Source organism: Nocardioides taihuensis (assembly GCF_042657275.1).
Taxonomy (GTDB): Bacteria; Actinomycetota; Actinomycetes; order Propionibacteriales; family Nocardioidaceae; genus Nocardioides; species Nocardioides taihuensis.
This window is the reverse complement of record NZ_JBHSKD010000007.1, coordinates 24,348-43,606: the sequence shown is the minus strand read 5'-3', so window position 1 is coordinate 43,606 and position 19,259 is coordinate 24,348. Positions and strand designations below refer to the sequence as shown.

19 protein-coding genes and 1 tRNA gene are annotated in these 19,259 nt (G+C 72.3%); 7 read left to right on the top strand and 13 right to left on the bottom strand.

The annotated features are described in order from the left end of the window. Nucleotides 1-104 precede the first annotated feature (104 nt). Nucleotides 105-569 carry a cell division protein CrgA gene (locus ACFPGP_RS06200; RefSeq protein ID WP_378588350.1) on the bottom strand — a complete coding sequence of 155 codons (465 nt, stop codon included), beginning with the start codon at nucleotides 567-569 and terminating at the stop codon, nucleotides 105-107. Between the two features lie 53 nt (nucleotides 570-622). Here ACFPGP_RS06200 and ACFPGP_RS06195 point away from each other — a divergent pair, with 53 nt between their 5' ends. Continuing rightward, complete coding sequence (locus tag ACFPGP_RS06195) at nucleotides 623-1,396, top strand: DUF881 domain-containing protein (RefSeq protein ID WP_378588347.1); 774 nt, start codon at nucleotides 623-625, stop codon at nucleotides 1,394-1,396. Here ACFPGP_RS06195 and pknB read toward each other — a convergent pair. Genes pknB through ACFPGP_RS06160 form a run of 7 tightly spaced genes read right to left on the bottom strand, consistent with a single transcriptional unit; the run spans nucleotide 1,338 to nucleotide 10,105 of the window. Next, entirely contained in the window at nucleotides 1,338-3,140 is a 1,803-nt protein-coding gene (pknB, locus tag ACFPGP_RS06190) for a Stk1 family PASTA domain-containing Ser/Thr kinase (protein ID WP_465263251.1), read from the bottom strand. The two genes, ACFPGP_RS06195 and pknB, sit on opposite strands and share 59 nt — an antisense overlap. Then, nucleotides 3,137-4,699 carry a serine/threonine protein kinase gene (locus tag ACFPGP_RS06185; protein ID WP_378588344.1) on the bottom strand — a complete coding sequence of 521 codons (1,563 nt, stop codon included), beginning with the start codon at nucleotides 4,697-4,699 and terminating at the stop codon, nucleotides 3,137-3,139. Before ACFPGP_RS06185 ends, pknB begins: the two co-directional genes overlap by 4 nt. After that, entirely contained in the window at nucleotides 4,696-6,168 is a 1,473-nt protein-coding gene (locus ACFPGP_RS06180) for a peptidoglycan D,D-transpeptidase FtsI family protein (protein WP_378588341.1), read from the bottom strand. The genes ACFPGP_RS06185 and ACFPGP_RS06180 overlap by 4 nt, the downstream gene beginning before the upstream one ends. Then, nucleotides 6,165-7,550: an FtsW/RodA/SpoVE family cell cycle protein gene (locus ACFPGP_RS06175; protein ID WP_378588973.1), complete on the bottom strand. Its 1,386-nt coding sequence runs from the start codon at nucleotides 7,548-7,550 to the stop codon at nucleotides 6,165-6,167. The genes ACFPGP_RS06180 and ACFPGP_RS06175 overlap by 4 nt, the downstream gene beginning before the upstream one ends. Nucleotides 7,551-7,572: 22 nt before the next feature. Further along, nucleotides 7,573-8,910, bottom strand: a complete 1,338-nt coding sequence (locus tag ACFPGP_RS06170; protein WP_378588338.1) for a PP2C family protein-serine/threonine phosphatase — start codon at nucleotides 8,908-8,910, stop codon at nucleotides 7,573-7,575. Further along, nucleotides 8,911-9,396, bottom strand: coding sequence for an FHA domain-containing protein FhaB/FipA (locus ACFPGP_RS06165; protein WP_378588335.1), 486 nt, complete (start codon nucleotides 9,394-9,396; stop codon nucleotides 8,911-8,913). Then, a complete protein-coding gene (locus ACFPGP_RS06160) occupies nucleotides 9,389-10,105 on the bottom strand; it encodes an FhaA domain-containing protein (protein WP_378588332.1) in 717 nt (238 codons plus the stop codon). Before ACFPGP_RS06160 ends, ACFPGP_RS06165 begins: the two co-directional genes overlap by 8 nt. 232 nt (nucleotides 10,106-10,337) lie before the next feature. Between ACFPGP_RS06160 and ACFPGP_RS06155 the strand changes: the two genes are divergently transcribed. The 5 genes from ACFPGP_RS06155 (at nucleotide 10,338) to ACFPGP_RS06135 (ending at nucleotide 14,266) form a co-directional block, all read left to right on the top strand. Continuing rightward, nucleotides 10,338-10,421 (top strand) — tRNA-Leu (locus ACFPGP_RS06155). A gap of 291 nt (nucleotides 10,422-10,712) precedes the next feature. Continuing rightward, nucleotides 10,713-11,090, top strand: a complete 378-nt coding sequence (locus ACFPGP_RS06150; protein ID WP_378588329.1) for a hypothetical protein — start codon at nucleotides 10,713-10,715, stop codon at nucleotides 11,088-11,090. 17 nt (nucleotides 11,091-11,107) lie between these two features. Continuing rightward, nucleotides 11,108-12,574, top strand: coding sequence for an MFS transporter (locus tag ACFPGP_RS06145; RefSeq protein ID WP_378588327.1), 1,467 nt, complete (start codon nucleotides 11,108-11,110; stop codon nucleotides 12,572-12,574). A gap of 44 nt (nucleotides 12,575-12,618) precedes the next feature. Next, nucleotides 12,619-13,077: a MarR family winged helix-turn-helix transcriptional regulator gene (locus ACFPGP_RS06140; protein ID WP_378588324.1), complete on the top strand. Its 459-nt coding sequence runs from the start codon at nucleotides 12,619-12,621 to the stop codon at nucleotides 13,075-13,077. Between the two features lie 160 nt (nucleotides 13,078-13,237). After that, nucleotides 13,238-14,266, top strand: a complete 1,029-nt coding sequence (locus tag ACFPGP_RS06135; RefSeq protein ID WP_378588321.1) for a PE-PGRS family protein — start codon at nucleotides 13,238-13,240, stop codon at nucleotides 14,264-14,266. A 114-nt stretch (nucleotides 14,267-14,380) separates the two neighbouring features. On the opposite strand, the gene ACFPGP_RS06130 is transcribed toward ACFPGP_RS06135, so the two are convergent. The 4 genes from ACFPGP_RS06130 to ACFPGP_RS06115 form a co-directional block, all read right to left on the bottom strand. Continuing rightward, a complete protein-coding gene (locus ACFPGP_RS06130) occupies nucleotides 14,381-15,625 on the bottom strand; it encodes a vanadium-dependent haloperoxidase (RefSeq protein ID WP_378588319.1) in 1,245 nt (414 codons plus the stop codon). A gap of 76 nt (nucleotides 15,626-15,701) precedes the next feature. Continuing rightward, nucleotides 15,702-16,523, bottom strand: coding sequence for a hypothetical protein (locus tag ACFPGP_RS06125; protein WP_378588316.1), 822 nt, complete (start codon nucleotides 16,521-16,523; stop codon nucleotides 15,702-15,704). Further along, nucleotides 16,513-17,013, bottom strand: a complete 501-nt coding sequence (locus tag ACFPGP_RS06120; protein ID WP_378588314.1) for an RNA polymerase sigma factor — start codon at nucleotides 17,011-17,013, stop codon at nucleotides 16,513-16,515. The genes ACFPGP_RS06125 and ACFPGP_RS06120 overlap by 11 nt, the downstream gene beginning before the upstream one ends. 43 nt (nucleotides 17,014-17,056) lie before the next feature. Beyond that, the gene (locus tag ACFPGP_RS06115) at nucleotides 17,057-17,650 is read right to left on the bottom strand and encodes an NADPH-dependent FMN reductase (protein WP_378588311.1); all 594 of its coding nucleotides are present in this window, start codon (nucleotides 17,648-17,650) and stop codon (nucleotides 17,057-17,059) included. 91 nt (nucleotides 17,651-17,741) lie between these two features. Between ACFPGP_RS06115 and ACFPGP_RS06110 the strand changes: the two genes are divergently transcribed. Next, nucleotides 17,742-18,632 carry a LysR family transcriptional regulator gene (locus ACFPGP_RS06110; RefSeq protein ID WP_378588309.1) on the top strand — a complete coding sequence of 297 codons (891 nt, stop codon included), beginning with the start codon at nucleotides 17,742-17,744 and terminating at the stop codon, nucleotides 18,630-18,632. Nucleotides 18,633-18,650: 18 nt separating this feature from the next. Here ACFPGP_RS06110 and ACFPGP_RS06105 read toward each other — a convergent pair whose 3' ends face one another. Further along, nucleotides 18,651-19,226 carry a carboxymuconolactone decarboxylase family protein gene (locus ACFPGP_RS06105; RefSeq protein ID WP_378588306.1) on the bottom strand — a complete coding sequence of 192 codons (576 nt, stop codon included), beginning with the start codon at nucleotides 19,224-19,226 and terminating at the stop codon, nucleotides 18,651-18,653. Between the last annotated feature and the right edge of the window lie 33 nt (nucleotides 19,227-19,259).

Sequence of the window (19,259 nt, the reverse complement as noted above, 5' to 3'; positions counted from 1 at the left end):
ACTACATCCGTGTAGTTCTCCACAGCCGTGTCCCCAGCTGTGGACGAAATGCACGCTGACCCGCCGTCAACTAACGGCGGGTCAGCGTGGGGTGCGCGGGGGGACTACTCCCAGCGGGTGGCGAAGGTGAAGCCGACGGCCATGAAGCCGATGCCGACGACCAGGTTGTAGTTGCCGAGGTCGTTGAAGACCGGGATGGAGCTGGTGTCGTTGCTGAAGACGTAGTACGTGCAGATCCACAGCAGCCCGATGAGGAAGCAGCCGAGCATCCCGACCACGACGCCGCGGCCGCGGCCGAGGGGGGTCGAGGGGTGCGCGGAGAGGGCGAGGCCGAGGAAGAGCAGGCCGAAGCCGATCACGTAGTTCCAGTTGCCGAGGTCGGCCATGAACGCCGGGCTCCCGGGGTCGCCCGGGGTGGTGGCGGTGGGGTCGACCCGGACCACGATGTAGTAGTACGCCATCCACGCGATACCGGCGACCATCATCACCAGGGACACGATGAACCGCGGCGAGAAGACCGGGCCCGCCGTGGGATCGACGAACTGCTGCTTGGCCTTCGGCTTCGACACCACTGCTCCTGGGGATTCTCGGCGGCTGGATCGCGGGGGCTAGCGTAGTCGTCATGGAGCACGGCGCCCACGTCGGGCACGCGGAGGACGACGCGCGTCCGCGTCGGCGACTCACCGCGTGGCGCGTGGCGACGCCGATCGTGGTCGTCCTCGCGGGCGGTCTGATGGCGGTCAGCGCCGCCAACAGCGAGGGCACCGACCTGCGTCCGGGCCGCTACACCGACCTGGCCTCCCTCGTGGAGACCGAGGCGGACCAGTACGCCGTGCTCGAGACCCGCGTGCACCAGCTCGAGGACGACGTCAGCCAGCTCAGCAGCCGGGTCGAGAACCGCGAGATCCGGCACTACCGCCGCCAGGCCGAGCGCCTCGAGGACCCCGCCGGCCTCACCCCGCGCACCGGCCCGGGCCTCACCATCACCCTCTCCGACGCCCCCGAGGACAAGATCAACGCCTCGACGGAGAACCTCAACCTGCTCGTGGTGCACCAGCAGGACATCCAGGCCGTGGTGAACGCACTGTGGAACGGCGGGGCGAGCGCGGTCACCGTCCAGGGCCAGCGGATCATCACCACCACCGGCATCAAGTGCGAGGGGAACGCCGTGCAGCTGCAGGGCGTGCCCTACGGCCAGCCCTACGTGATCCAGGCCGTGGGCGACCCCGCGCGGCTGCAGGCGGCGATCGACGCCAGCGAGTACCTCGACATCTACCGCCAGCAGGCGGCCGACCCCGCGATCGGCATCGGGTGGGCCGAGCAGGAGGAGGCCGAGGTCACCGCACCGGCGTACGCCGGCCTGCTCGACCTCTCCTACGCCCAGCCCCTCCGCTGAGCCTCCCCGCCGCTGGTCCGCGGCTCGTGGTCGGGGTCGGCGGCCCGGACGTCTGGTCGGTCGGCGAGCTGCCGTCGGTGGGTGAGCTCGGCTCCTCGTAGGCGGAGACCACGATCGTCACGGTGTCGCCCTGGTCGGCGTCCTGCCCGGCCGCCGGGGTCTGGCTCAGCACCGTGCCCTTGGGCTCGGTGGTGTTGGTGTTCTCCACGACCGCCGGGGTGAAGCCGGCCTCCTTGATCAGCCGCTCGGCGTCCTTCTGCTGCAGGCCGACCACGTCGGGCACCTGCTCGGGCCCGTCGGAGTAGAAGACCGTGACGACCGAGCCCTCCGGCACCTGCTGGCCACCCGCGGGGTCGGTCTCGAGCACCTGGCCCGCCTTCTCGTCGGACTCGCGTTCCTCGAAGCGTGGTTGCAGCTTCGCCGCCTGCAGCTGCTGGCCGGCGGCCTTCTTCTGCAGGTTGACCACGAACGGCACCTCGGTCAGCGGCTTGCCGCTGGAGACCACGAGGTCCACGGTCGAGCCGGGGGCGGCGTAGGTGTCGCGGTTGGGGTCCTGCTCGAAGACCTCGTTGCGCGGCACCTCCTCGTTGTCGCGGTACTCGACGTCGCCGACCGCGAGCCCGGCGTTGCCGATCTCCGTGCGCGCCTGCTTCTCGGTCAGCCCGATCAGGTTCGGCACCCGCACGTCGTCCGGGGGCGACTCGAACATCCGGGGCAGCAGGTACGCCGCGCCGGCGATCAGGCCGAGCACCAGCAGGATGAGCAGGATCCACAGCGCCCGGTGGCTGCGGTGGTCGTCGTCGTCGGGCCCGTAGTCGTCCGCCACCGGCGTCACGACCTGGGTCGGCTGGGTGGTCGGCAGCACCGGCGGGGCCGGGGGCACGACCGCGTGCACCGGCCGGCCGGCGAGGTAGCGCTCGATGTCGTTGCGCATCGCGGCGGCGGACTGGTAGCGGTCCTCGACCCGCTTGGCCAGCGCCTTCATCACGATCGCGTCGATCTCGGGCGAGAGGTCGGTGTCGTGGTCCGACGGCGGGGCCGCGGGCTCGCGCACGTGCTGGTAGGCGACGGCGACCGGCGAGTCGCCGACGAACGGCGGCCGGCCGGTGAGCAGCTCGTAGAGCAGGCACCCGGCGGAGTAGACGTCGGAGCGCGAGTCGACGTTCTCCCCGCGGGCCTGCTCGGGCGAGAGGTACTGGGCGGTGCCGACCACGGCCGCGGTCTGGGTCATCGTGGACGACGCGTCGCTCATCGCGCGGGCGATGCCGAAGTCCATCACCTTGACGTCGCCGCTCGGGGTGAGCATCACGTTGCCGGGCTTGATGTCGCGGTGGATGATCCCGGCACGGTGGCTGTAGTCGAGCGCCGACAGCACGCCCGAGGTGATCTCGAGGGCGCGCTCGGGCAGGATCTTGCGGCCCTCGCGGATGATGTCGCGCAGCGTGCGGCCGGCGACGTACTCCATGACGATGTAGGGCTGGGCCACACCGGTGCCGTCGGTCGCGGTCTCCTCGCCGGTGTCGTAGACGGCGACGATCGCGGGGTGGTTGAGCGAGGCCGACGACTGCGCCTCGCGACGGAACCGGGCCTGGAACGTCGCGTCGCTGGCGAGGTCGGTGCGCAGCCGTTTGACCGCGACCACCCGCCCGAGGCGGGTGTCGGTGCCCTTGCGGACCTCGGCCATGCCACCGCGGCCGAGCAGCTCGCCGAGCTCGTAGCGTCCACCGATCAGCTGGCCGGTCACTGCTCTCTCCCCTCGACCGCGGTGGCACCCGGCGACGACGACGTGGTCGGCACCCCGCGGGGGCTGGTCGTGCTGGACGTCGTCTGGTCCGCCGGCGCCGTCGTCGCCCCGGTGGGCGTGGTGTCGGTCGGCGTGGACGACGTGGTGGGGGTGGTCGGGGGCGACGACGTGGTCGGCGGCGGCGGCTTGCCCCAGTAGCTCACCGAGACCTGGGTGCCCGGGTCGAGCGCGCCGGTCGGGGTCAGGCTGTCGACGATGCCCTCGGGCTGGTCGCCGGGGTTGTCCAGCCGGACCGGCTTGACCTTGAGCCCGAGCGACTTGAGCTCGGCGGAGACGTCCTTGATGTCGCGGCCGACGTAGTCGCCCGCGTTGATCACGATCTGCTCCTGCGTCGCCGACGACGTCGGCTCCGAGGACCGGTCCTTGCTCTTGCTGGTGGTCGTGCTGCTGCTCGGCGTCTGGTCACCGGGCTGGTCGCCACCGCTGGAGAGCGCCCAGGCGATGCCGGCGACGAGGAGCACGACGACGACCACCCCGAGCAGCGCCCACAGCCACCAGCGCCGTCGCGGCTCGTCGTCGGGACCGCCTCCGACCGGTCCGGTGGGGGGCGTGGCCGCGACGCCGTCGAGCACCTGCGTGGTCGCCGCGTCGGCGACCACCGCCCCGACGACGGTGCCGCCGGCCGCGGCGAGGGTGGCCACCGAGGACGGGTCGCGCAGGGCGGCCGCGAAGGCGGTGCCGTCCGGGAACCGGTCCTCGGGCGACTTCGACATCGCCCGCCGGACGACGGCCGCGAGGTCGGCGGGCACGTGGGGCGGCAGCTCGGGCACCGGCTCGCGCAGGTGGGCGAGCGCGGTGGCCACCGCGGTCTCGGCCACGAACGGGCGGTGGCCGGCGAGGCACTCGAAGGCGACCACGCCGAGCGAGTAGACGTCGGAGGCCGGGGTCGCGGTGCCGCCCTGGGCCTGCTCGGGGGAGAGGTACTGCGGCGTCCCCATCACCTGGCCGGTCTGGGTCAGCGCCATCCCCTCGGCGGCACGCGCGATGCCGAAGTCGGTGATCTTGATGGTGCGGTCGGGGGTCACCAGGAGGTTGGCCGGCTTCACGTCGCGGTGCACGATGCCCGCCGCGTGCGCCGCCCCGATCGCGTCGGCGGCCTGGGCCATCAGCGCCGCGGTGGCGGCGGGGTCGAGCGGCTCGCCCGGGCGCAGCAGTGCCGACAGCGGCTGGCCGTCGACGAGCTCCATGACCAGGTAGGGCCTCAGGGCCCCCGAGCCGTCGCTCGCCCGGCCCTCGCCGAAGTCGAAGACCCCGGCCACGCCCGGGTGGTGCAGGGCCGCGGCGTGGCGGGCCTCGGTCTCGAAGCGCGCGCGGAAGGTCGCGTCGTCGGCGTACTCGGCCTTGAGCACCTTGATCGCCACCGGTCGCCCGAGCGTGGTGTCGGTGCCGCGCCAGACCTCGCCCATGCCGCCGGTCGCGATCCGCGACTCCATGCGGTAGCGCCGCGCGTCGTCGACGAAGCGCGGCTCGACCGGGCCTCCGCCCAGGGTCTCGCTCACTTGATCACCGCCTCCATCACGCTCTTCGCGATCGGTCCGCCGAGCAGGCCGCCCGCGATCTCGCCGCGCTCGACGCCGGGTGCCTTCTGGATCATGACCGCCACGGCGACCTGCGGGTCGTCGGCGGGCGCGAACGAGACGAACCAGGCGTACGGCGGCACGTCGGCGATGCCGCTCTGCGCGGTGCCGGTCTTGCCGGCCACGGGCACGCCCGGGATCGCGGCGGGCGACGCGGTGCCGTTGGTGACCGTGTAGACCAGCAGCTCGGTCAGGGTGTCGGCGGTCTCCGCGGACACCGCCCGCGAGAACTCCTCGGGGTCGGTGCGCTCGAGCACGTCGAGGTCGGGCGAGCGGATCTCGTCGACGGTGTAGGGGCGCATCACCACGCCGCCGTTGGCGATGCCGGCCACGACCATCGCCATCTGGAGCGGGGTGCTCTGCACCTCGAACTGCCCGATGCCGGCCTGGCCGGTCTGCGGCTCGTTCATGTCGGGCGGGAAGTAGGACTCCGCCTGCGGACCGAGGTCGTCGAGGTAGTGGGCGTTGAAGCCGAACGCTTCGGCCTGCTCGAGCATCTTCTGCGCCCCGACCTCGACCGCCATCGCGGCGAACGTGGTGTTGCAGGAGTTGGCCATCGCCTGCTTGAACGGGATCTTGCCCGAGCCGCAGTCACGGCCCTCGTTGTCGATCTGGCCGGTCGGGCCGGAGGTGAGCGGCAGCTGGTAGGTCGGGCCGCCGGGCACGAGCGAGTCGGCGTCGGGGTAGAGGCCGGTCTCGATGCCGGCCGCGGCGGTGACCACCTTGAACGTCGAGCCGGGCGCGAGGCGCATCTGGATGCTGCGGTTGAGCAACGGCTGCGACTCGTCGTTCTCGAGCTCCTTGGCCCGCTTCTCGACCTGCGCGAAGTCGTGGGAGGCCAGCTCGTTGGGGTCGTAGGTCGGCGTGGTCGCCATCGCCAGCACCTTGCCGGTGGTCGGCTCGAGCGCCACCACGGCGGCCTCGGCACCCGGGCCCAACCCGCGCAGCCCGTCGTACGCCGCCTGCTGCGCGGCCGGGTCGACCGTGAGCTGCACGCTGCCGCCGCGCGGCTGCCCGTTGCTGAACAGGTCGGCGAGTCGGGTCACGAAGAGCGTGGAGTCCTCACCGGAGAGCACGGGGTTCTGCGAGAGCTCGATGCCGGTCTGGCTGTAGTAGGAGAACCATCCGGTGAGTGCGGCGTAGCGGAAGGGCTCGGGGTAGACGCGCTGGTACTCGTAGCGGTCGTCGGACTCGCGGCTCTCGGCGACGGGGTCGCGGCCGACCAGGATCGCGCCGCGCTCGCCGGAGAACGCCGCCTCGAGCACGCGCCGGTTGCGCGGGTCGTCGTCGAGGGCGCCGGCCTTCCAGTACTGCAGCCAGGTCGCGTTGATCATCAGCGCCAGGAACAGCAGCAGGACGAAGATCGAGATGGTGCGGATCGGCTTGTTCATCGCTGGACCTTCACCACCTGCGTCGTCTCCACGTCGGCCTCGGCGGGGTCGTCCTCGGTGAGGACGGGCGCCGGGCGGCGGGCCTGGTCGGAGATGCGGAGCAGCAACGCGATGATCACCCAGTTGGCGACGAGCGAGGACCCGCCGTAGGAGAGGAACGGTGTGGTGAGGCCGGTCAGCGGGATCAGCCGGGTGACGCCACCGACGACCACGAAGACCTGCAGCGCGAGCACGGTGGCCAGACCGGTGGCGACCAGCTTGCCGAAGCCGTCGCGGCAGACCAGGGCGGTGCGCAGGGCGCGCTCGACGAGGATGCCGTACATCAGCACCACCGCGATCACGGCGGTCAGGCCGAGCTCCTCGCCGATCGAGGAGATGATGAAGTCGGACTCCGCGAAGGGCACCCGCTCGGGGCTGCCGGCCCCGAAGCCGCGGCCGATCAGGCCGCCCCAGGCCATGCCGAACATGCCCTCGACGATCTGGAAGCTGCCCGGGGACCTGTCGTAGTAGTCCATCGGGTGCAGCCAGAAGTTGAAGCGGTTGGTGACGTTGTCCACGAGGAAGTACGCCGCGGTCGCGCCGGCGACGAAGAGCAGCCCCCCGACCACGAGCCAGCCCGGTCTCTCGGTCGCGACGTAGAGCATGACCAGGAAGAGCCCGAAGAACAGCAGGCTGGAGCCGAGGTCGCCCTGGAAGACCAGGATGCCGAGGCTGATCAGCCACATCGCGAGGATCGGCCCGAGGTCGCGGCCGCGCGGGAAGTCGATGAAGAGCACGCGCCGGCCGGCCAGCGCCAGCGCGTCGCGGTGGAGCACGAGGTAGCCGGCGAACGCGATCACCAGCAGCACCTTGGCGATCTCGCCGGGCTGGAAGCTGAAGCCGGCGAACCGGATCCAGATCCGGGCGCCGTTGATGGTGGCGCCGAGGCCGGGGACCATCGGCAGCAGCAGGAGCAGGATCGCCGCGAGGCCGGTGGTGTAGGTGAAGCGCTGGAGCACCCGGTGGTCGCGCAGGAAGATCAGCGTGGCCAGGAAGAGCACGACCCCGATGGTCATCCACACCAGCTGCCGCTGTGCGAAGCCGTGGGTCCGGTCGGCCGCCTCGTAGGCGAGGTCGAGCCGGTGGATCACCGCGAGGCCGAGACCGTTGAGCGCGGCCACGACGGGCAGCAGCACCGGGTCGGCGTAGGGCGCGGTGATGCGGACGACGATGTGGGCGGTGATGACCAGGGCGGCCAGCCACCCGCCGTACCCGACGATGTCGGGCGGCACCTCACCCTGGACACCGAGGCCGACGGCGGCGTAGGCGCCGATCCCGACGGCGAGCGCCAGGACGAGCAGGAACAGCTCCGCGCCCCGGCGGCGCCGGTGCACGAAGCCCATCAGGGTCGACTGCTGGGCCACGTCAGGTCCCCGTCCCGGCGGTGGCGGTGGACCCGGCGGGCGAGGGCTGGCTCGTGGACCCGGTGGACGGCTCGGCGGTGGCGGGGTCCTGGCGCTGGGCGAGGTTCGCGACGGTCTCGCGCGCCTCGTCGAGCGAGCCGGCGGCGATGCCCTCCTGGACGCGCTCGGCGTCGAAGTCGGGCAGCCGGTCGATCGAGACGTCGCTGGTCTCGTAGGGCGAGGACAGCTCCAGGCCCGGGAGCGAGGCGTTGACGCCGCGGAAGATCACGACGGCGCCGTCCTCCTCGCCGACGTAGTACTGCTGCTGGCTCCACGACCACACCACGGCGAGGCCGGCCCAGAGCACGCCGATGATCAGCAGCAGGCCGAAGAGCCGGCTCAGCCAGGTGAACCGCCGCGGCGGCCGCGGCGCGTAGCGCGCCTCCTCGGGGTCGATCGGGTCGCTGGAGATCGCGAACGGCACGTCGTCGGGGATCTCGGCGGTGATCGGCTCGAGCTCGCCGGTGTCGCCGGAGCGGTGCCCGCGGAAGAGCCCGCCCATCGCGCCACCGCGGCGGCGCTTGAGGTCGGCCGCGGCGCCCACCAGCACCGGCGCTGCCGGCTCGGGCGCGGTCTCGCCCTCGAGCACGTCGGCCACCACGCAGGTGACGTTGTCGGTGCTGCCGGCCTCGAGCGCGGAGCGGACCAGCTCGACGGCGGCGTAGTCGGGGCTGCCCGAGGAGATGATGTCGGCGATCCGGCCGTCGTCGAGCCCGGCGTTGACGCCGTCGCTGCACAGCAGCAGCCGGTCGCCGGGCACGAGGTCGATGTAGAAGAGGTCGGGGTCGGCGTCGTGCTTGCCGTCGAGGGCCTTGAGGATCAGGTTGCGGTGGGGGTGCACCCGCGAGTCGGCCTCGCTGATCCGGCCCTCGTCGATGAGCGACTGCACGAAGGTGTGGTCGGTGGTGAGCCGGGTGATCTCGCCGTCGCGGTAGAGGTAGCCCCGGCTGTCGCCGACGTGGCCGATGCCGACGCGGCGTCCGTCGAAGAGCGCGACGGTGGCGGTGGTGCTGGTGCCGTCGATCGAGGGGTCCTCGTCGACGAGCTCACCGATCCGGTCGTGCGCGCGGTGCAGCGCGCCGGCGACCTGGCCGAGCAGGTCGTCGGTGGGGCGCTCGTCGAGCTTGCGCAGCTGGTGGATCGCGGTGCTCGAGGCGATGTCGCCGCGGGCGGCGCCGCCGACCCCGTCGCAGACGGCGAGCAGCCACGGGCCGACGTACCCGGAGTCCTGGTTGTCCTTGCGGAACCGGCCGACGTCGGAGATCGCGGCGTAGTCGAGGTGCATCGGGTCGGCGGCCACTTACTTCCTCAGCTCGAGGATGGTCTTGCCGATGCGGACCTGGGTCCCGAGCGTGATGGTGGTCGGCTGGGTGATGCGGGCGCTGCCGATGTAGGTGCCGTTGGTGGAGCCGAGGTCCTCCACGAACCAGTCGTCGCCGCTGGCGGCGATGCGGGCGTGGCGCGTGGACACGTAGTCGTCATCGAGCCGGATCGCGGCGTCCGAGCCGCGGCCGATCAGGATCGGCGCGCGGTCGAGCTCGGCGCGCTCGCCGGCGTTCGCACCCTCGGTGACCAGCACGTGGGTGGGGCTGCCGCGGCGCTTGGCCGGCGGCTTGCTCTTGCTGCGGCTCGAGCGCGACGGCGTGGCGGCGCGTTGGCCGCGGGCGCCCTCGGGCACGCGGGCGCCGAACATGTCGGAGCGGATCACCGAGATCGCCGACAGCACGAAGATCCAGAGGATCGCGAGGTAGGCCAGCCGGATCAGGAACAGCGTGAGCTCAGACACCGGCAGCCTCCTCGACCACGCGGACGGTGAGGGTGGTGTTGCCGATCTTCACCTCGGAGCCGTTGCGCAGCCGGGTGTGGGTGATCCGGTGGCCGTCGACGAGCATCCCGTTGGTCGAGCCGAGGTCGCGGGCGCTCACCTCGACCCCGCCGTCGGCGCCACCCTGCACGGTGAACTCGACGTGACGCCGGCTCACGCCGGGGTCGTTGATGCGCACGTCGGCGTCGGTGCCCCGCCCCACGACCAGGCCGGGTCCGTTGATGGGGTGGCGGGTGCCGTTGACCTCGATCAGCGCGCGGGCACGGGTGACCTGGGTGTGCGTGGCCTGGCTGGTGACCCGGGCGTGGGCGGCGCTGCGGATGCGGAACCGGCCCGTGGTGAGGTCCTCGGCCGACTCGAAGCCGACGCTGAGCGGGCCCGGGAAGACGTAGCCCTGCTGGTCGGCGTGCTCCTGTACCTGCCGCACCATCTCCTCGGCCAGCGCGGTGTCGTACGGCGCGAGGCGGTCGAGGTCGCTCTGGGCGAGCTCGACGTGGAAGGTGTTGGGGACGATCCGCCGGTCGCGCGACATGATCTGTGCGTTGTTGTCGCACTCGCGCTGGAGGCCGGCCGCGATCTCGACGGGCTGCACGGCGCTGCGGAAGGCGCGGGCGAAGGCACCGGAGACCATCTGCTCGAGCCGCTGCTCGAACCGCTGGAGCCCGCCCATGTCCGGGCCTCCTCTCGTCTGCCTCGTGCTCTGCCGGTCGTGCCCCGTCGTACCCCGTCGTGCCGAGCCGACCGGCCCCGGGCAGGGCACAGCACGGCGCCGGCTGCGTCGTCGCACCGATGGTATCGGTGACCCCGGCGTACCCCACCAGCACCGGACCGCACCCCGTTCCCGCCCGTGCGGCCCGGTTTGGGGATGGTCTCGCGCCTGCGTTAGCCTTGGCCCGCTTCACGCGCGAGTGGCGGAATAGGCAGACGCGCACGGTTCAGGTCCGTGTGTCCGAAAGGACGTGGGGGTTCAACTCCCCCCTCGCGCACGTGTGACGAAGGCCCCGGTGGTTCCACCGGGGCCTTCGTGCGTCCGGCAGGGGCGCGCGGACGCGGCCGGCCAGCGGCACCGGTCCCGTGATCCCAGCGACCCCCGGGAGCCACGGGGCGCCGTCTCCACGCTCGGCACCTTCTGGTCACGGGCACGCAGGCGATCGCGACGTCTTCCGGGTCGTGTGGACCTCGGCCTGCCTGGAGACAGGCTAGTCCAGAGTTAGACAACTCAGTGGTCGATCTGTCACAGTAAGACAACTCAGTTGTCTAAATCGGAAGGGTCTGTCATGAACCACCTCGTCACGCTCCGCGGAGCCCGCACGATCGAGACGCCGGCCGCCTCGATGCGCACGTACGCCAGCCCGTCTGCCGGCAGCACCGTCGACGTCAGCGTGTGGCGCACCGAGATGCAGCCGGACACGTCCGGGCCCGTCCACGTCATCGACACCGACCACGTCGTCGTGGTCGTCGACGGCCTCCTGAAGGCGGTGGTCGACGGCACGGCCGTCGAGGCCGGCGCGGGTGACTGCGTCCTCCTCCCGCACGGAGCGGCGCGACAGCTGACGGCGGGTCCCTCGGGGGTCACCACGCTGACCGCTGCCCGACCCGGGAGCACCGCTCGTGCCGGTGATGCCGACCCCGTGCCCGTCCCCTGGGCCAACTGACCGGGACGAGGTGCGACATGTCGTCCACGGCTCGAACCGAGGTCCACCCGGCAGCGCAGCCGCCACCGGCCGTGGCCGGCACCAGCAGGCCGGGCCTCGCGCTCCTCGTCATCACCACCGTCCAGCTCCTGATGGTCCTCGACGTCACCATCGTCAACATCGCCCTCCCCACCATCCAGTCGGACCTCGGCCTGACCCTCGAGCAGGTCGAGTGGACGATCACGGGGTACGCACTGACGTTCGGAGGGCTGCTGCTCCTCGGCGGTCGTCTCGGCGACGTGTACGGGCGCCGTCGGATGCTGAGGAGCGGCATCGCGGTCTTCGCGGCCGCCAGCCTGGCTGCCGGCCTGGCAACCTCCGAGGAGGTGCTGCTCCTCGCCCGCATCGTCCAGGGCGTCGGCGCGGCGGTCGCGTCGCCTGCCGCGCTCGCCCTCATCCCCGCCGCCTTCCCCGACCCGGCGAAGCGCGCCAGGGCGATGGGGGTCTATGCCGCCATGTCGGGCGTCGGCGCGGCAGCCGGCCTCGTCGTCGGCGGCATGCTCACCGAGTGGGCCTCCTGGCGCTGGGTCTTCCTCCTGGCTGTTCCCTTCGCCCTGGCGCTCCTCGCCGCAGCTCCCGCCGCACTGCCGGAGCCGTCGAGACGGCGCGGAAGCCTCTCGGTCACCTCCGCGGTCCTCGTCACCGCCGCGGTGGCGACCCTCGTGTACGGGGTGTCCCGCACTCCGGCGGTCGGATGGGTGGACGCCAGCAGTCTCGGATGGATCGCAGCGGCCACCGGCCTCACCACCGCCTTCGTCCTCCTCGAGGCGCGGCGCGTGACACCGCTCCTGCCGAAGGCGCAGCTGCGGATCCGCGACAAGCAGGTCGCGTGGGGAGCGATGTTCCTCCTGGGTGCCGGCATGCTGTCCACCCTGTTCTTCGCCACCCAGTTCATGCAGCACGACCTCGGCTTCGAGCCCCTCCGGGCAGGACTCGGCTTCGTCCCCTTCAGCGCCGGGATGGTCATCGCCTCCCAGCTCGCGGCGCGACTCCTGGCGCGCACCGGTCCCTGGAAGCTCATCGGGATCGGCGCCACGGTGGCCGCCGCCGCGGCGGGCACCCTGTCGACCGTCGACGCCGGCCAGGGCTACGCCGAGCTCATGTTGCCGGCCATCGCACTGGAAGGCGTCGGCTTCGGCCTCGTGTTCGTCCCGGTCGCCATGACGTGCCTCAGGGGCGCTGCCCCGCATGAAGCGGGGGTGGTCTCCGGGCTCACGTCCACCATGCAGCAGCTCGGTGGGGCGGTGGGCGTGGCCGTCCTGGTGAGCCTCAGCACCGACGGCGCCGTCGGGGTGCACCACCCGGACACCGGGACCGGCTTCCTGGTCGTGGCCGGGCTACTGGTGCTGGTGGCCATGGCTGCGACGACGCTCATCGCCGTCAGGTCGAGGGCACCCCACGCGACCCCGGTGCCCCAGGGGAGCGACGGTCCTCTGCGCATATAGTCATCTCGGTTGTCTTTCCACCTCTCGCTGGATATCGTGAAGGAGTGTCCGACGTGCCGCTCGTCCGCCTCCTCTCGATGGCCGTCACGGTGGCTCTGGAGGAGCTGCACACCGAGCTGAGCGACCGGGGCCACGGCGTGTTGCGACCAGCCCACGGCTACGCGCTCAACGCCGTCCTCAACGGCCGCAACACGGTGTCCGAGATGGCCCCGCTCCTCGGGATGACGAAGCAGGGCGCTGCCAAGCTCGTCCAGATGTTGATCGACGAGGGGTACCTGGCCATCGACGACGCCAGCGGCGAGGACGCCCGACGCAAGCCGCTCCTGCTCACGGAGAAGGGCCGGCAGGCCGTCCAGGCCTCGGTCGAGATCCAGGACAGGATCGAGCGCGAGTGGGCCGAGCTCGTCGGCCCTCGCCGCATGTCGACCACCCGCACCGCGCTCGAGCGGGCGGTCACGAATGCCGCGGACGGTGGCTATCCGCCGGTCCGGCCGGGCTGGTAGGACCCCCGGTCCACGCCGTGCCTCACCCGCCCCACGGCGCCGACCACCGTGGCGGGGCGGTCGACCGGTCACCGGCAGAGACCGGGGCTGCCGATCATCCGCAACGGAACACGTGCGTCGCCGCTGCCCTGCGGCGACCGAACTGCAAGGACCCACGCGCATGGACATCCAACGTGTCGACCCGACCTCCCGCGATGACTTCGACCGCTGGTTCGGCGTCTACCGGGCGGCCGAGATGGCTGCGCCACCCCTCGTCGGCTCACCGCTCCAGGCCGACGAGCTGAGGGTCCTCCTCGCCGAGGAGACGACCAGGCGGCGCACGTCGGCGTACCTCGCCGTCGTGGGAGCGCGACCCGTCAGCGCCGGCATGCTCGACGTGTCGCTGACGGACAACCTCGGTCGCGCAGACATCGCCGTCCACACGCACCCGGAGCACGCACGCAACGGCTTCGGAACGGCCGTGCTCAGGTTCCTCGAGCGCGCGGCACGCGACGCCGGGCGTGCCGTGTGCGTCGCACAGACCTCGTGGATCCATGCCGCCGACAACGCGACGGGCATCGGTCAGGCCGGACCGGCGTTCGCCCGCAAGAACGGCTACCGCCTGGCGCTGGCCGACATCAAGCGGATCGTGGACCTCCCGCTCGACGCCGAGGCCCTCGACGACCTTGCCGCCCGAGCGGCACAGCGCCAGGGCGACTACGAGATCCGGTCCTTCGCCGGGCCCGTGCCCGAGGACCTCGTCGAGAGCTGGGCCCGGCTGACCGCCACGCTCATCGCCGAAGCGCCTGCGGGAGAGCTCAGCGTCGAGGAGGAGCGCATCTCCGTCGCAGACGTCCGGGAAGCCGAGGAGGTCCTGGCTCGACAGGGCCGCCTCAAGTTCAACGTCGTCGCGCTGGACCCCGCAGGCGACGTCGTTGCCTTCACCGAGGCTGTCGCCACGCGCCACGAGCCCGACCGCTGCTACCAGTGGGGGACCCTGGTGCGCCCGTCCGACCGGGGACATCGGCTCGGCCTCGCGCTCAAGGTGGCCAACCTCCGCCACATCCAGAGGCGGCTCCCGGACGTGAGGCACGTCATCACCTACAACGCCGAGGGCAACGACCACATGGTGGCGGTCAACGACGCCCTGGGCTTCCGTCCCGTCGCACGGCTCGGTGAGTACCAACGACGGCTCCCGACCGACGCGTAGGCCCCACGTGCTCGCACCCCCCGGAGGGCACGGCCGGACGGCCGGGGCATGACGAAGGCCCCGGGCCGCCACCCGGGGCCGTCGCCTTCCCCTCGTCGGGTGCCGAGCGGCAGCTCAGCGCAGCGCGGCGATCACCTCGTCGGCCACGGTGTGCCCGAGGTAGTAGCCGTCGTCCATGGCGTCACGGAAGTGCAGACCACCCCAGATGCGGGCGTTCAGCGCGTCGTGCTCCAGCGCGCTGAGGGTGGCGTAAGACCGCTCCTGACCGTTCATGTGCAGCACGAGCGGTGTGTCGTCGCCCAGCTTCTGGCGCAGCACCTCGGCGAACGGCGCGGTGGCCGCCGCGTGCCCGCTGGTGTAGTCGGAGTACGCCGGGTTGGGGATCAGCGGGGCCCAGCCCGGCTGTGGCTCGGTCGCCGGGTTGTTGTCGTCGTACTGCCCCGAGATCGCCTGGAACGGGCGCCAGAAGCCGACGTCGTACTTCAGCCGCCAGGTCTGGATGAACGCCGTCGTGACGGCGGCGTCGATCCGGGCGAACAGCCTCGTGGTGGGCAGCAGGCCGAGCGGATGGGCGTCGAGGTACCGGCACAGGGCGTCGCGGTAGAACCCGACCGCATTGTCGACCGGAGTACCGGCGAAGAACCGCGCAATGGCGGTCTGCTCAGCGGAGCGGTCCGCCAGGTCGGCGACGTCGCGGCCGACCCGCTTCACCTCGTTGTAGTCCCGGGCGTACGCCGCGCTGCCCAGCGGGTCGGGCCCGTCCAGCGTCACGGTCGGGACGTCGATCACCGGCTTGAGGAAGCCGAACCAGGCGAGGGCCATCCCGCCACCGACCGGGGGCTGCCAGACGCCAGGGCCGGGCTCCTGGGAGTAGACGATCGAGGCGTTGCCCCTGCCGTCACCGACGCGCGAGGCGATCATGTCGTCAGCGGCGGCGGCACCGATGGCGATGCCGGCGTCCTCCTTGGCCCCGTCGGGAATCCCTTCCAGCGTCGTGGCCAGGTCGGCGTCGAGGTGGGCCCGAGAAGCGGGGAAGTACTCCCACAGCACGTCGTGGGCCGCGGTCGCGACGGCCGCGGAGGCGGTGACACGTCCCTGCCGCTGCCCCTGCTTGGCGGCGTGGTGCACCGCGAGCGAGGTGAACGACAGGTAGAGCGCCCCCACCGGGGGTCCCGGGGTCGGGACCGTCTCGGTGAAGATGGTGCGGATCGCGATCCGCTGCCAGGCGACCGCGATGGTGGATGCCCGCGGCCCGTCGGCGGCCGCGGACGTCGGCGTGGAGGCCACCGCCAGGGGTGCCGCGACCAGGGCCAGGGCGCTCAGGGCGACGGTCTTGCTTCTCAGGTGTGGACGCGTCATGGCGCGCTCCTTTCATCGGGTCCGGCGGCGGGCCCGAGTGGTGGGGTGGTGAAGACGGGGTTCTCGATCGCCCTCGTCAGGTGGTGTAGCTCGCGGTCTCGACCATGCGGACCATCTCCTCGACCTGCTGGTCGGTGGCCCGGGGGCCGTAGCTGGCGAAGACGGCCAGCTCACGGCCGTCGATGTCGAAGACCCACATCAGGGTCGTGAAGCCGGGGGCCTGGCACACCAGCCCGGGCACGGCGTAGAGGTAGGTGTCGGGCCGGCGGCAGTCAGGTGTCTCCCTCGCAGGCGTGTCGCCGAGCTCGACGAACCAGCCGTCGTGGCCGTCCACGGTGACCGGTTCCGGAGCGTCCGCGGACATGGCGGCCACCGAGCTGATCGCGCGGGCGATGTCGAGCGGCGTCCGCTCCGCACCGAGCTCCTGGCCCGGGCACCAGGCCAGGGCGAGCTCCTTGCCGGCGATGAAGTCGATGCGGCGGGTCGCCCGTTCGCCGCCAGGCCCCGTGGCGAGGGAGAAGCGGTCGTCCTGGCCCCACCCGACGGGGACGTCGATGTCCGCCTCCGCCCGGTGCGGCCAGCGGTCGGGCAGGAAGTCCACGTTCCAGCGGCCGGGCAGCAGGTCGACGGGCGACGCGTACCGCCCGACCCCGGACGGCAGGTCCCACACCGGGGTCTCCCTTGCCGGCTCCGGCGCGGCCGCCGGGCGCCAGTCGTGGCCGGCGAGCATCAGCACCAGGGCCACGGCCGCGGCCACGGCCACGGCGTACGACGTGCGGCGGAGGCGCTCGCGCCTCGTCGCCGTCGACAGCACGCGGTCGAGCTCGGCGTCGACGTCGGGGTAGAGGGACGCGACGCCGTGCGCGAGCGCCGTCCTCAGGTCGTCCTCACTCGGCATCGGGGTCACCTCCCTCCGCTCCTTCCGCCAGGCTCGTGCCCAGGCGCTCGCGCGCCTGGAACAGGTGCTGCTTGACCGTCGAGGGCGAGACGTCCATGAGCCGGGCGATCTCGTCCACGGGCCGGTCCTCGAGGTAGTAGAGGGCGACGGCCGCCCGCTGGCGTGGTGGCAGTGCGGCGACCGCCTCGAACAGGTCGAGGTCCGGCAGGCGGTCGGTCGCCCCGTGGTCGACCAGCTGCAGGCTCACCACCTGGCGGCGCTCCCGCTCCGCCCGCCGGATGGCGTCGCGGACCGCCACCGTGCGCACCCAGGCGGCCGGGTGGTCGTAGGAGCTCGCCTGCGACCAGCGCTCGTAGAGCCGCAGGAAGGCATCTTGCGTGACCTCCTCCGCGCGGCCGTGGTCGTGGAGGACGACGTACGCCGTGCGCAGGACGGAGGCGTAGTACGAGCGGAAGACCTCCTCGTACCTGCTCCGGTCGCCCCTGCGCATCCCGACCCCTCACGGTGACCCCGACCCCGAGCGCCGTCGTCCTCTAGTTTCCTTGGAGGAGGAGAGGCCTGGCGAGGGCAGCAGGTTCAGACGTGCCCTGGTGGTCTGGTCCACGGCCACTCCGCAGCCGGGTCGTGAGCGCCTCCCAGTAGCGCGTCACCTGGTGGTGGGTCACCTCCGCGTCGAGGACCCCCTCGTGCCACGGCAGGCACAGCTCGGGGACGCCCAGCAGGCTCGCGCCGAGGTAGCCCAGGATGCTGCGCAGGTGGGACTGGGCGACCGCCGTGCCGGCGCTGTTGAGCCCCGTGCCGGCGATGCCGACCGGCAGGCCGGCGAAGGAGTTGTCGCCCCAGGGGCGCGATCCCCAGTCGAGCGCGTTCTTGAGCACGCCGGGGATCGAGCGGTTGTACTCCGGGGTGACGAACAGGAGGGCGTCGACGCCCTCGACCTGCCGCTTGAAGGCGACGGCGGCGGCCGGGAAGCAGTCGTCGAGGTCGTAGTTGTACAGGGGGAGCTCCACGATCGGGATCTCACGGACGTCGAGCCCGGCGGGTGCGCGGTCGGCGAGGCAGGCCGCGAGCCGGCGGTTGATCGAGGCGCGGGACAGGCTGCCCACGACGTAGCCGATGCTGGTCATCTTCTTCTCCTTCGGTGATCGCGTCCGATGGTGGTCCGGCTGCGAGCACGCCGGAAGATGACCGACGGGCATGGGGGTATACGTTGCGCGCATGGACGAGCCCACGCTGGTGGACCTGCGGGCCTTCGTCCTCGCGGCCGGCGCCGGCAGCTTCAGCGCAGCGGCGCGGGAGCTGGGGACGACGCAGCCCACGGTGTCCCGGACCGTCGCCCGTCTCGAGCAACGGCTCGGGGTGCCGCTGCTGGTCCGCAGCACCCGGGGACTCGTGCTGACCCCCGCCGGGGAGGTGCTGCAGCGGGAGGCCACCCGGGTGCTCGACCAGGCGCGCGCCGCCGTCGAGCTCACCCGCCGGGCGCACCGGGCGCCGGGCCGCCTGGTCGTCGCCGTGAAGCCGGACGGAGACGCCGGAGCACTGGCCGAGGTGCTGCCGGCGATGGAGTCCTCCGGCCACGCGGTCGACCTGCTCCTGCGGGAGACCCACCTGCTGCCGGAGGCCGTCCGCACCGGCGAGGCGGACGCCTGCCTCGTCGCCGGGCCCGTCGCGCTGGAGGGTCTCGAGCACGACCTGCTCCTCGCCGAGCCGCGGTACGCCGTGCTGGCTGCCGGACATCCGCTGGCCGAGCGGGCCGCCTTGACGTCGGCCGACCTGGTCGGCGAGGTCGTCGCCCGCTGGCCGCACCTCCCCGCGGACCTCGACCACTTCTACCGCGGGGCGGCCCCGGAGGAGCCGGCGCCGGACCACGGCATCGACGTCGACGGACTGGCGGAGGCGCTGCGGCTGGTCGAGCTCGGCCGCGCGGTGACCTTCCTGCCTGCCAGCGTGGTCGCCCGGTTCGCCCGTCCCGGGATCCGCGCCGTCCCTGTCGACGGTCTCGCGCCGAGCACCCTCGTGGTCGCCTGGCGGGCCGGGAGCACCGACCCGGTGCTCGCGGCCCTCGTGCTGGCCTGCGCGACCTGGGCCGGTGACCGTGCGGAGCCGTGAGGCCGTCCGTCAGGACGGTCAGCGGCGGTCGGCGAACCGGGGGAACCCCGGCTCCCGAGGCAGTCGCGCGACGTTCGCGGCGTAGCAGATCGCGTGGTACCAGCCCGCGAGCAGGACCAGGTCGAGCACCTGCTCCGGGGCGTAGTGGGCGGCCAGCGCCTCGCCGAGCTCGTCGGTGACGTCCCCGACGTCGTGCAGGGCGTCGACGACCCGGATCAGCACCCGCTCCCGCTCGTGTGTCCAGCACGGGTCGCCGGCCGAGCCGACGGTGAGCGAGCGGACCTGCTCGTCGTCGAGCCCGGCGCGCTCGGCGAACCAGGCCACGTGCACCCCCCACTCGTACTCGCAGTCGCAGAGCGCGGCGACCCGGTCGATCACGATCTCGCGGTCGCGCAGGGGGATGCTCAGCTCGCGGCCGAGCTCGTAGCTGCCCCAGTCGTGCAGGGCCCGGGTCATCGGCAGGTTGCGGGCGAGGACGCGGAAGAGACCGATCGGCGGGACCCCGGTCGGCATCATCCGGGCGAGCAGGTCGGCGACGTCCTCGTCGTACGGCGGCTCGAGCGGCGCGATCCTTGTTATGCTTTCCGTAATCATGGCTGAGGAGCGTACGTTACGAAATCCGAAACA

What these genes read in the sequence shown, in the direction of transcription:
- ACFPGP_RS06150 (WP_378588329.1), top strand. Translation starts at nt 10,713, where the DNA reads ATGAACCACCTCGTCACGCTCCGCGGAGCCCGCACGATCGAGACGCCG.
- ACFPGP_RS06180 (WP_378588341.1), bottom strand. Translation starts at nt 6,168, where the DNA reads ATGAACAAGCCGATCCGCACCATCTCGATCTTCGTCCTGCTGCTGTTC.
- ACFPGP_RS06195 (WP_378588347.1), top strand. Translation starts at nt 623, where the DNA reads ATGGAGCACGGCGCCCACGTCGGGCACGCGGAGGACGACGCGCGTCCG.
- ACFPGP_RS06175 (WP_378588973.1), bottom strand. Translation starts at nt 7,550, where the DNA reads ATGGGCTTCGTGCACCGGCGCCGCCGGGGCGCGGAGCTGTTCCTGCTC.
- ACFPGP_RS06115 (WP_378588311.1), bottom strand. Translation starts at nt 17,650, where the DNA reads ATGACCAGCATCGGCTACGTCGTGGGCAGCCTGTCCCGCGCCTCGATC.
- ACFPGP_RS06125 (WP_378588316.1), bottom strand. Translation starts at nt 16,523, where the DNA reads ATGCCGAGTGAGGACGACCTGAGGACGGCGCTCGCGCACGGCGTCGCG.
- ACFPGP_RS06160 (WP_378588332.1), bottom strand. Translation starts at nt 10,105, where the DNA reads ATGGGCGGGCTCCAGCGGTTCGAGCAGCGGCTCGAGCAGATGGTCTCC.
- ACFPGP_RS06130 (WP_378588319.1), bottom strand. Translation starts at nt 15,625, where the DNA reads ATGACGCGTCCACACCTGAGAAGCAAGACCGTCGCCCTGAGCGCCCTG.
- ACFPGP_RS06105 (WP_378588306.1), bottom strand. Translation starts at nt 19,226, where the DNA reads ATGATTACGGAAAGCATAACAAGGATCGCGCCGCTCGAGCCGCCGTAC.
- ACFPGP_RS06120 (WP_378588314.1), bottom strand. Translation starts at nt 17,013, where the DNA reads ATGCGCAGGGGCGACCGGAGCAGGTACGAGGAGGTCTTCCGCTCGTAC.
- ACFPGP_RS06110 (WP_378588309.1), top strand. Translation starts at nt 17,742, where the DNA reads ATGGACGAGCCCACGCTGGTGGACCTGCGGGCCTTCGTCCTCGCGGCC.
- ACFPGP_RS06145 (WP_378588327.1), top strand. Translation starts at nt 11,108, where the DNA reads ATGTCGTCCACGGCTCGAACCGAGGTCCACCCGGCAGCGCAGCCGCCA.
- ACFPGP_RS06135 (WP_378588321.1), top strand. Translation starts at nt 13,238, where the DNA reads ATGGACATCCAACGTGTCGACCCGACCTCCCGCGATGACTTCGACCGC.